The organism is Geothrix sp. (assembly GCF_049292215.1).
Taxonomy (GTDB): domain Bacteria; phylum Acidobacteriota; class Holophagae; order Holophagales; family Holophagaceae; genus Geothrix.
Genome location: NZ_JBATQW010000054.1, coordinates 1 through 11,280 on the forward strand (window position 1 = coordinate 1; position 11,280 = coordinate 11,280).

At 67.7% G+C, this 11,280-nt stretch carries 9 protein-coding genes and 1 pseudogene; 4 read left to right on the forward strand and 6 right to left on the reverse strand.

Going from position 1 to position 11,280, the window contains the following annotated elements; all coding sequences use genetic code 11:
- The 6 genes from WAS25_RS08960 to WAS25_RS08985 all read right to left on the reverse strand — a co-directional run.
- Positions 1–1,866, reverse strand: a 1,866-nt coding sequence (locus WAS25_RS08960) for a DUF4118 domain-containing protein (RefSeq protein WP_422311214.1), incomplete at its 3' end; no start/stop codon positions are given.
- Between the two features lie 9 nt (positions 1,867–1,875).
- Complete coding sequence (kdpC, locus tag WAS25_RS08965; RefSeq protein WP_422311216.1) at positions 1,876–2,463, reverse strand: potassium-transporting ATPase subunit KdpC; 588 nt, start codon at positions 2,461–2,463, stop codon at positions 1,876–1,878.
- 9 nt (positions 2,464–2,472) lie between these two features.
- A complete protein-coding gene (gene kdpB, locus WAS25_RS08970; protein WP_422311218.1) occupies positions 2,473–4,566 on the reverse strand; it encodes a potassium-transporting ATPase subunit KdpB in 2,094 nt (697 codons plus the stop codon).
- Between the two features lie 177 nt (positions 4,567–4,743).
- Entirely contained in the window at positions 4,744–6,441 is a 1,698-nt protein-coding gene (gene kdpA / locus WAS25_RS08975; protein WP_422311220.1) for a potassium-transporting ATPase subunit KdpA, read from the reverse strand.
- The gene (gene kdpF / locus WAS25_RS08980) at positions 6,438–6,530 is read right to left on the reverse strand and encodes a K(+)-transporting ATPase subunit F (protein ID WP_422311222.1); all 93 of its coding nucleotides are present in this window, start codon (positions 6,528–6,530) and stop codon (positions 6,438–6,440) included. The genes kdpA and kdpF overlap by 4 nt, the downstream gene beginning before the upstream one ends.
- Entirely contained in the window at positions 6,527–6,721 is a 195-nt protein-coding gene (locus WAS25_RS08985; RefSeq protein WP_422311224.1) for a hypothetical protein, read from the reverse strand. Before WAS25_RS08985 ends, kdpF begins: the two co-directional genes overlap by 4 nt.
- A 249-nt stretch (positions 6,722–6,970) precedes the next feature.
- Between WAS25_RS08985 and WAS25_RS08990 the strand changes: the two genes are divergently transcribed.
- From WAS25_RS08990 to WAS25_RS09005, 4 genes and pseudogenes are all read left to right on the forward strand, one after another.
- A complete protein-coding gene (locus tag WAS25_RS08990; protein WP_422311226.1) occupies positions 6,971–7,375 on the forward strand; it encodes a hypothetical protein in 405 nt (134 codons plus the stop codon).
- A gap of 185 nt (positions 7,376–7,560) precedes the next feature.
- Positions 7,561–8,433: a cytochrome-c peroxidase gene (locus WAS25_RS08995; RefSeq protein WP_422311228.1), complete on the forward strand. Its 873-nt coding sequence runs from the start codon at positions 7,561–7,563 to the stop codon at positions 8,431–8,433.
- Between the two features lie 103 nt (positions 8,434–8,536).
- Positions 8,537–10,621, forward strand: coding sequence for a TonB-dependent copper receptor (locus WAS25_RS09000; protein ID WP_422311230.1), 2,085 nt, complete (start codon positions 8,537–8,539; stop codon positions 10,619–10,621).
- A gap of 37 nt (positions 10,622–10,658) precedes the next feature.
- Positions 10,659–11,280, forward strand: a pseudogene (locus tag WAS25_RS09005) (sensor histidine kinase); the annotation flags it as partial.

Here is an 11,280-nt window from a genome sequence, read left to right on the forward strand (position 1 = left end):
GCGCGGGGCCCCCTGGGGCAGCAGGCCCAGGACGCCGATGGCGCCGGCCGCCCCCTTGAGGGGCAGGTAGGTGGCGCGGGCGCCGGGCAGCGTGAGGGTGCCGAGGCCCGCGGGTTCCGCATGGTCAAAGACCCACTGGGCCACACCCAGCTCCTGATCGTTGAGGGGGATGGCCAGCGGATGGGCCGGTGCCTGCAGGCGGCCATGCTCGTCGGGTCGCAGCAGCACGCCCTGGCTCTGGAACTGGGTGGCCACGTTCTGGAGGGCGGAGGCCACCAGGGCCGCGGAGCCCGAGCTGCGGGCCAGCTCCTGGCCCAGCCGGTAGAGGGCATGGGTGCGCTGCTCCCGGCCGCGCGCCAGCCGGGCCTGGGCGCGGATGCGCTCCGTGAGGTTGCCGATGACCACGCCCATCAGCAGCATCACGGCGAAGGTGCCCACGTGGCGGAAGTCCGTGACGGCGAAGGTGAAGTAGGGGGGTATGAAGAGGAAGTCGAGGGCCGCGACGCTGAGCACGGAGGCCAGCAGGGAGGGCCCGCGGCCGAAGCGCGTGGCGACGATGAGGATGCCCAGGAGGTAGACCATGACGATGTCCGCCAGCTCGGTGCGGCGGAAGATGAGGCTGGCCAGGGTGCTGGCCGCCGCCACGGTCAGGGCGCTCAGCAGGTAGTTTCGCAGGGGGCTCGTGATGGTGCGCCGGATGAGGGGGGTGGCCGGTTCCCGGCCAGGCTCACCGCTGATGACGTAGACGTCGATGGTGCCGCTGGCCCGGATGAGCTCGTCCACTGTGGACCCCATCACCAGCTCCACCCAGCGGGGCCGGGAGGGCTTGCCCACCACGATCTTGGTGATGTTCCGGTCCCGGGCGAAGGTGAGGATGTCCTCCACCAAGGCGCCGGCCCCCTCGATGACGGCCGTCTCGCCCCCCAGCTTCTCAGCCAGGCGCAGGTTGGCCTCCAGGCGGGTGCGGTCCTCGTCCGTGAAGCGGAGGTGCTGCCGGGACTCCACGTAGAGGGCCAGCCAGGGCGCCCCGAGGGCGCCGGCCATGCGGCGGGTGCCGCGGATGAGGCGCTCCGACAGCTCGCCGGGGCCCACGCAGACGAGCAGGCGGTCGCCAGCCGCCCAGGTCTTGTGGATGCCCTCGGCGGCCATGTAGCGGCGCATCTGTGCGTCCACGCTCTCGGCGGTGTGGCGCAGGGCCAGCTCGCGCAGGGCCAGGAGGTTGCCCTTGCGGAAGAAGTGGTCCTGGGCGTGGCGGGCCTGCTCCGGCAGGTAGACCTTGCCCTCCTTCAGGCGCAGCAGCAGGTCGTCCGGCGGCAGGTCCACCAGCTCCACCTCGTCGGCCCGCTCCAGCACGGTATCGGGCACGTTCTCCCGGACAAGCACGCCCGTGATCTGGGCCACCACATCCTTCAGGCTCTCCAGGTGCTGCACGTTCAGTGTGGTGTAGACGTCGATGCCTGCGTCCAGCAGCTCCAGCACGTCCTGCCAGCGCTTGGCATGGCGCGATCCCATCACGTTCGAGTGGGCCAGCTCGTCCATGAGGATCAACCCGGGTCGGCGCTGCAGCGCCGCATCCAGGTCGAACTCCGGCAGGAACTGGCCCCCGTAGGCCAGCTCCCGCCGGGGTAGGACCTCGAGGCCCTCGATGAGCGCGGCGGTCTCACTGCGGCCGTGGGTCTCCACCACACCGATGACCACGTCAAGGCCCTCGGAGCGCCGCTCCTGGGCCTCGGACAGCATGGCGTAAGTCTTGCCGACGCCGGGCGCGGCGCCGAAGAAAACCTTCAGCTTGGCGCGGCGCTCCCGGGCCTCCTCCTCCTGCACCTTGCGGAGCAGGGCATCCGGGTCTGGCCGACGATCATCCACAGGGCAAGGCTAGCGCAACTGCTCGAGGGCGAGGTTCAGCTTCAGCACGTTCACGCGGGCCTCGCCGAGCACCCCCCACTGGGGGCCCTGGGTGTGGGCGGCCACCAGGTCGCGAACCTTGGCTTCGTCCAGGCCCCGGGCCTTGGCCACGCGATGCACCTGGAAGGCCGCCGCGGCGGGGCTGATGTGGGGATCCAGGCCGCTGGCCGAAGTGGTGACGAGGTCCACAGGCACCGGGCCGGTGGACTCGGGGTCCGCGACGCGCAGGGCGGCGATGCGCGCCTCCACGGCCTTCTTCAAATCAGGGTTGCTGGGAGCCTGGTTGGAACCGCCGCTGTTGGCGCCGTTGTAGGGTAGGGGCTTGCTGTTGGCATCCACCGTGGCCGAGGGGCGACTCCAGAAATCCTTGGGGGCGGTGAAGGACTGGCCGATGAGCTCGGAGCCGATCACCTTGCCTTCGGCGGTGATGAGGCTGCCCGCCGCCTGCTTCGGGAAGATGACCTTGGCGAGCCCGGTGATGACCGCGGGGTAGGCCAGGCCGGTGATGGCGCTGAGGGTGATGAAGGCGACGAGGGCGGGGCGGAGTTGCAGGTTCATGGGATCTCCCTAGGCAGCCAGGTGCAGGGCGACAAGCAGCCAATCGATGACCTTGATGCCGATGAAGGGCACCACCAGACCACCGGCTCCATAGATGAGCAGGTTCCGCTGCAGCAGGTTGGCCGCGCCCACGGGCCGGTACTTCACGCCGCGCAGAGCCAGGGGGATGAGCACGACGATGATCAGGGCGTTGAAGATCACGGCCGACAGGATGGCGCTCTCAGGACTGTGCAGGCCCATGATGTTGAGCGCGCCCAGGGCTGGGTAGGTGGCCACGAAGGCCGCTGGCAGGATGGCGAAATACTTGGCCACGTCGTTGGCGATGCTGAAGGTGGTGAGGGATCCCCGGGTCATGAGCATCTGCTTGCCGATCTCCACGATTTCGATGAGCTTCGTGGGATTGGAATCCAGATCCACCATGTTGCCGGCCTCCTTGGCGGCCTGGGTGCCGCTGTTCATGGCCACCGCGACGTCGGCCTGGGCCAGGGCGGGCGCGTCGTTGGTGCCGTCCCCGGTCATGGCCACGAGGCGGCCGCCGGCCTGGTACTCGCGGATGAGCTTCAGTTTGGCCTCGGGCGTGGCCTGGGCCAGGAAGTCATCCACGCCGGCTTCGGCGGCGATGGCGGCGGCCGTCAGGGGGTTATCACCGGTGATCATGACGGTCTTGATGCCCATGCCTCGCAGCTCGGCGAAGCGCTCCTTGATGCCGCCCTTCACGATGTCCTTGAGCTGGATGACGCCCAGGGCGCGGGACCCCTCGGCCACCACCAGCGGCGTGCCGCCGGCCATGGAGATCAGGTCCACGGTGCGGCGCAGGTCGTCGGGGAACTTACCGCCCTGGGACTGGACGTAGTCCTCGAGGGCAGAAGCCGCGCCCTTGCGGATCTGGCGTTCGCCGAGGTTCACGCCACTCATGCGGGTCTGGGCGGTGAAGGGCACGAAGTGGGCGTCCAGGGCCTGGAGGTCGCGCTCGCGCAGGTCGTAATGCTCCTTGGCCAGTACCACGATGCTGCGGCCCTCAGGGGTCTCATCAGACAGGGAGGAGAGCTGGGCCGCGTCCGCCAGGGCCTTGATGTCCACACCTTCGGCCGGGAGGAAGGCCACAGCCTGCCGGTTGCCCAGGGTGATGGTACCTGTCTTGTCCAGCAGCAGCACGTCCACGTCGCCCGCGGCTTCCACGGCTCGGCCCGAGGTTGCGATGACGTTGGCCTGGATCATGCGGTCCATGCCCGCGATGCCAATGGCGCTCAGCAACCCGCCGATGGTGGTGGGGATGAGGCAGACCAGCAGCGAGACCAGGACCGTCAAGCTCACGGGGCTGCCCTGGCCCGCAGCCTTCACGCTGAAGATGGAGAATGGAAGCAGGGTGGCCACAGCCAGCAGGAAGATGATGGTGAGGCCCGCCAGGAGGATGTCCAGGGCGATCTCATTGGGCGTCTTCTGGCGCTTGGCGCCCTCCACCATGGCGATCATGCGGTCGAGGAAGCTCTCGCCGGGATTCGACGAGATGCGGATCACCAGCCAGTCGGACAGCACGAGCGTGCCGCCCGTCACGGCGGAGCGGTCGCCGCCGCTCTCACGGATGACGGGGGCGCTCTCCCCAGTAATGGCGCTCTCGTTCACGGAGGCCACGCCCTCGATCACCTCGCCATCGCCCGGGATGGTCTCCCCGGCGGCCACGAGCACCAGGTCGTTGATGCGCAGGTCCGGGGCATCCACCGTGTCAAAGGCGCCCAGTCGGTCGGCGCCCTTCAGCCGCTTGGCCTTCACGTCCCGCTTGGACTTCCGCAGCGAATCCGCCTGGGCCTTGCCCCGGCCCTCGGCCATGGCCTCGGCGAAGTTGGCGAAGAGCAGGGTGAACCAGAGCCAGAGGGAAATGGCCAGGATGAAGCCGGGCCGCCCGCCTCCGTGCCCGGCCAGGGCCTGCACCCACAGGCCCGTGGTGAAGGCGCTGCAGATCCACACCGTGAACATGACCGGGTTCCGCAGCTGGTGAAGGGGATTCAGCTTCCGGAAGGAGTCGGTCACCGCACGGCGCACGATGCTGGGTTCGAAGAGGGGGCGGGCCTGACGAGCGTTGTCCTGCCGGGAATGGGAAACCATGCATGGCCTCACTAAAGGAGCGAATGAACTAACGGGTCAGGGAGATTCCAACGAGGAGCAGTAGGACGGGCACCGTCATGACCAGAAGGAGCCGGAGCCAGGGTTGGCGCGGATCCTGGAAGGACGGGGAGGCCTGGGGGTCGGCGGCCTGAGGGAACGGAGTGGACATCATCAGCCTCAGCGCAGGGCCAGCTGCTCGGCGATGGGGCCGAGGGCGAGGGCGGGCAGGTAGGTCAGGGCGCCCACCAGCAGGACCACTCCCACCAGCACGGCCACGAAGAGGGGCGTGTGCGTGGGCAGGGTGCCCAGTCCCTCAGGCGTGTAATTCTTGCGGCCCAGGGATCCGGCGATGGCCAGCACGGGGAAGATCACCCCGAAGCGGCCCACCAGCATGGCCAGGGCCAGGCCGTAGTTGTAGAAGGGGATGTTGGCGCTGAGGCCGCCGAAGGCGCTGCCGTTGTTCTGGGAGGCGCTGCTGAAGGCGTAGAGGATCTGGGTGAAGCCATGGGGCCCGGGGTTGGAGACCGAGGCCGTGGCCGCCGTTGACAGCACGGCCGCCGCGGTGCCGATAAGGATGGCGGCCGAAGGCAGGAGGATGGCGATGGAGGCCATCTTCATCTCGAAGGCCTCAATCTTCTTGCCCAGGTATTCCGGGGTGCGCCCCACCATGAGGCCACCGATGAAGACACCCACCAGGGCGAAGAGCAGCATGCCGTAGAGGCCCGAGCCCACGCCGCCAAAGACCACTTCGCCCAGCTCCATGAGCCAGAGGGGCACGAGGCCGCCCAGGGGCGTGAAGGAGTCGTGCCACCCGATGATGGCGCCGCAGGAGGCCGAGGTGGTGATGGTGGCGAACAGGCTGGTGGTGCCAGTGCCGAAGCGGACTTCCTTGCCCTCCATGTTGCCGCCGCCCTGTTGGAGAGTGGCGACCTGATCCACGGGCAGGTTCTTCAGGCCGGCATTGCCCTTGGCCTCGGCCCAGGTGGTGACGGACAGCGCCAACACGAAAATGACCGTCATGGCGGACAGCACGGCCCAGCCCTGGCGGCGATCCTTCACCATTTTCCCGAAGGTGAGGCAGAGGGCCGCGGGGATGGCGAAGATGGCCAGCATGTGGATGAGGTTGCTGATGGCGTTCGGGCTTTCGAAGGGGTGGGCGGAGTTGGCATTGAAGAAGCCGCCGCCGTTGGTGCCCAGCATTTTGATGGCCACCTGGGAGGCCACGGGGCCCATGGCGAGGACCTGGCCCGAAGCCGTGCGCACATAGCTGGCGAAGTTCTGGATGGCGCCCTGGGAGATCAGCAGCAGGGCGATGACGGTACTGAGGGGTAGTAGCACGTAGAGGGTGCTGCGGACCAGGTCGGCCCAGGCGTTGCCGATGCCGGGCGATGTGCGGCGCACCAGGCCCCGAATCAGCGCCACCAGCACTGCCATGGCCGTGGCGGCGGACAGGAAGTTCTGCACCGCGAGCCCCAGCATCTGGGTGAGGTAGCTCATGGTGCTCTCGCCGCCGTAGGCCTGCCAGTTTGTGTTGGTGATGAAGCTCACGGCGGTGTTGAAGGCGAGGTCCGTAGGCAGCTTGCCCATGGCCTCGGGGTTCAGGGGCAGGGCCCCCTGGGTCTTCTGCAGCGCAAAGACGGCCATGAAGCCCAGCAGGTTAAAGAAGGCGATGGCCCAGGCATAGGTCTTCCAGCCCATGTCCTCCTGGCCCGTGACGCCCATGAGGCGATAGATGCCCCGTTCCACAGGCGCCAGCACCGGATGGAGGAAGGTGCGCTCCCCTTCCATCACCCTGGCGATGAAGGGGCCGAGGGGGACGGCGATGACCAGAAGGAGGACGAGGAACAGGAGGTTCTGGATCCAGGCCGCGCTCATTGGAATTTCTCCGGCTTCAGCAGGGCGAAGGTGAGGTAGCCCAGCAGGCCCAGGGCCAGCATGGACGCGATGAGGAGGGTGGGGCTCATGAAGTGCCTCCGGGTTGGGACGTGAACTGGGCCAGCAGCCAGGCGAAGAGAGGGAAGAGCATCAGGACGAGCATCCAGATCGCGTTCCTGTTCGCGGCCCCGCGCTCGTGCCGCATCTCGTGGGCGGACCGCATTCCCAGCCAAGCGACGAAGCTGGCTAGGGGGAAGAACCAGGGCATGACAATGTGCACAGCAATCCCCCACGGCGGTCCGCCTCCCTTTAAAACCCACGGTGGTCCCATGGGAGCGAGTTCTGGGCACCAGACCTTCGCAAGCATGGTCCAGGAGGCCGTTAAGACGGCGTTAGGACTCTGGGGGGACCCGTTAGGTTTTCGTTGGGCCGGAGTGGTCTGCCGCCGTCGGGCTGCGACATCTTGCCGCATTCCCGCCGGGCCGCTTGCCATTTAGGTTGAGAAGCATCCAGCCAGAGGGGGGACGAGATGGGATTCCAGGAAGCCACAGGGCAAGGTGGAGGGTTTCAGGGTGCCTTTGTTGGCAGGTGGGCCCCCTCGGCCACCGCACTCGGCCTCGCCCAGGAGGCCGCCTCCTGGACCGCCCGCCCCTGCGACACCCAGCGGAATCGACAGTTCCTGGCCAACTTCGCCTTCGATCTGGTCCAGCTGTTCCGGTGCGAGGAGGTGCGCCTGAGCCAAGCCCGATCCCCGCTTCTGGCAGAGCGGCGCCGGGAGAACCACCGGATCGCCCAGTCGCTCCGGGAGCTCATGAGCCAGGCGGACCAGGGCCTGGATGTGAGCAGCGGCATCCAGGACTTCCTTTGCGGGTGGCGCTTTCGCCGCGAGCTGAGCCTCTTCCCCGCCGAGTCTGCCGGGATGACGGAGCATTAGGCTTGATTCAGCGGTCCGCCTTCAGCGCCCCTGGACCATGCGGGGGGCCAACGCCCGTCATTGCGGTCCGGTTCGTGGGGTGGTGCCTCGCGACGGCAGCCTGTCTTGGGGCCTCTGGTCCTGGCGGAATTGCCTCACCGGACCGCACCCACCGCCCCTCTGAGTCCCGCGCCGCCCTGGTCCGGTTGGGAGCGCAGCTCTTCTTCGATTCCCGGCTTTCTCTCGACGGCACTCGCAGCTGCGCCAGCTGCCACGACCCGACCAAGGCCTGGGCGAACCATGACCGCACGGACACGGGCGTCCTGGGTCGGGTTGGGGCCCGGAATTCCGGCACGGTGCTGGATGCTGCCCGCATGGAGTACCAGTTCTGGGATGGCCGGGCGGCTTCGCTGGAGGCCCAGGCCTGGGGCCCCATCCTGAATCCACTGGAAATGGGGGAGACGGTCGCGGGAGTCCTGGCCAAGCTGAAAGCCATTCCTGAGTATCGAGCCCAGTTCCGCGCCGTGTTCCGGAGCGGCGTCACCCAGGCCGGTGTGGCCCAGGCCCTGGCGGCCTTCGAACGCACCCTCATGTCGGGCCCCTCGCCCTATGACCGTTTCCAGCGGGGCGAGCGGAGGGCCCTGTCTGAAGCCGCCCGGCGGGGCCTGGACCTGTTCGAGGGGAAGGCGCGCTGCTTCCGCTGCCATAACGGCCCGGCCCTTTCCAACCAGGGCTTCGCCAACCTGGGCGTGGGGATGGGTCGCCCAAATCCGGACCCGGGCCGGGAGGCGGTCACCGGCGATCCCGAGGACCGGGGTCGCTTCAAGACCCCGGGCCTGCGCAACGTGGCCCTTACCTGGCCCTACTTCCACGATGGCTCGGCCGCGTCCCTAGAGGAGGTCATCGATTTCTACGACCGGGGCGGGGAGCCCAATGGGAACCTGGATCCGAGGATCCGCCCTCTGGGACTGACACCCGGGGAGAAGCGTGACCTCAAGGCCTTCCTGGAGGCTCTGACCGGGATGACGCCAGTGGTTCGGGTGCCTGCACTGCCCCGACAGGGGCCTGCGACATCTTGACGCAGGGGAAGGCGTATAGAACCCGCTAAGGTCATCTGGATTGCCCGTGTCCCCGGGAGGCCCGCTAGGGTTCTCCCCTCATGGTTCCCCTGGAGGCCATCCCATGCGCCTGACCCCCCTCTGCATCCGTCTCTCTCTCGTCTGTGCGTTGCCCCTGACGGCCGCCGATGCAGACGACAAGGCGAAGAAGCCCGCCCCCAAGCCCGAACCTTCCGCCGTGGTGGAGGTCACGGCGCCACTGCCCAAGGAGCCCCTGGTGACCGTAATGGATCCCAAGGCGCCCCGCCAGCCGCTGCCGGCCCAGGATGGCGCGGAGTATCTGAAGGGCATCCCGGGCTTCTCGGTGATCCGCAAGGGCGGCACGGACGGCGATCCCGTGCTGCGAGGCATGGCCGGTTCCCGGCTGAACATCCTGCTGGATGGCGAGCAGCTCCTCGGCGGCTGCGGCATGCGGATGGACCCCCCGACGGCCTACGTCTTTCCCGAATCCTATGATCGGATCACGGTGGTGAAGGGGCCGCAGACAGTAATCTATGGCCCCGGCAACTCGGCTGGCCTGGTGCGCTTCGAACGCTCAAACGAGCGCTTCCAGCAGCCCGGCTTCCGAGGTGTCGCCAGCCTGATGGGCGGCAGCTTCGGCCGCAACGATGCGGTGCTGGACGCCACGGGCGGAACCTCGGCCTTCTACGTTCGGGGCATCGGAACCCGGTCCCACTCGGATGACTACGAGGACGGGAAGGGCACCACCATCCACGCCCGCTACACCCGCTGGAGCGCCAATGCCGCTTTCGGCTGGACGCCAAGCGACGACACCCGCCTGGAACTATCCGGCACCCGCAGCAACGGCGAAGCCGCTTACGCCGACCGCACCATGGATGGCGCAAAATTTCTCCGCGAGAACTTAGGCTTCCGGGGCGAATGGCGCCAGCTGACCGATCGCATCGAGAAGGTGGAGTTCCAGGTCTACCGGAACTACGTGGACCATGTCATGGACAACTACACCCTGCGCACTTTTACCCCAACGATGATGATGCCCGGCCCCATGGTGAACAGTCCGGACCGTCTGACCCGGGGCGGACGTCTTGCCATGGGGTTGCGGCTGGCGGAAGCCACGAAGTTGACCCTGGGCCTGGACACTCAGGCCAACGACCACACCATCCGCAAGACCGCCAACGAGTGGACCATGCCTGTGGAGAACATGGTCCGGAACGACGATGGCCGCTTCAAGAACTCGGCCCTCTTCGCGGAAGTGGAGCACCCCTTCACGGGGAAGGATCGCCTAGTGGCCGGACTGCGCGCGGATCGCTGGCATGCCGAGGACCCCCGCGCCGTGGTCGCCATCAGCATGATGGCCAACGTGGCCAACCCGACCTTCAACCATGAGCGCAACGAGACCCTCAGCAGCGGCTTCCTGCGCTATGAACGGGAAGCGTTTGCAGGTTCCACCTTCTATGCCGGGGTGGGCCACGCGGAGCGCTTCCCCGACTACTGGGAGGCCATCAGCAAGGAGAGCCTCACTACCGCCAGTGCCTTCGACACCAGGGCCGAGAAGACCACCCAGCTGGATCTGGGCTGGATGAAACAGACCGGGCCGGTCCAGACCTCGGTGTCCTTCTTCTACGGCAAGGTGAAGGACTTCATCCTCATCCAGTCGAACGTGGTGAAGCCATTGATGTCTGGAACGCGGATGGCGACGGTGTCTCGCAATGTGGATGCCACCACCTGGGGAGGTGAGGTGGCCATGGGCACCAAGCTTGCCGGCTTCTTGAAAGTGGATGCGAGCCTGGCCTACACGCGGGGCGAAAACGACACCGACGACCGGGCCCTTGCCCAGATCCCGCCCCTCGAGGCCCGGCTAGGCCTGGGCTACGAAGGCGGGGCCTGGTCCACAGGCCTGCTGGTGCGCGGGGTTGAGCGGCAGGACCGCTACGCCGTGAATCAAGGCAACATCGTGGGCCAGGATATCGGTGCCACGGCCGGCTTCGCCATCCTCTCCCTCAACGCCGGCTGGAAGCCCGCCAAGGGCTGGCTGGTCACAGGCGGCGTAGACAACCTGTTCAATCGAACCTACGCTGAGCACATCAGCAAGAGCACCAGCATGATCCCGGGTTATCTGGTGCAGTCCGTCCGCGTCAACGAGCCCGGGCGCACCCTGTGGCTGAAGGCCTCCCTGACCTTCGGCCGCTAGCCGCCCCGTGGGAGATCCCGTGGATAATGGCTCCACCATGTCCCATCCCGGCTTCGGCATCTCCCTCACCTGGCTGCTCCGCCTGCGCTGGATCACCGCGATCGCCCAGACCGCGGCGATCCTGGTGGCAGAGCGCCTGCTGCCCGAGGAACTCCACTCCACGCCCCTGCTGGCGCTGGTCGCCTTCGGGGCTCTGAGCAACGTGGCGCTGATGTGGCGCCTCCGGAAGCCGGAGCCCGTGCGGCCAGCCCTGCCTGGCCTGGTGCTGGGCCTGGACGTGCTCCTGCTGACGGGCCTGCTCTACGGCAGCGGCGGGGCCGCCAATCCCTTCACGGCCATCTACCTGGTCCATGTCACCCTGGCGGCCGTGGTCATGCGCGGCCTCTGGGCCTGGGCCCTGGGGGCCCTCTCCATCTCGGGCTTCGGCCTGCTCTTCTTCTACAACGTGCACGTGCATTCCCTGGCCCACATGGACCACGGCGGGGGCGGCGGCATCTCGCTCCACCTGGTGGGCATGTGGGTGGCCTTCGCCATCGCCGCCGCGCTCATCGCCGCCTTCGTGGGCCTGGTGACGGATGCCCTCCGTCAGCGCGACGAGGAGCTGGCCGCCCTGCGCGACCTCACGGCCCGGCAGTCCCGGCTGGCGGCCCTCACCACCC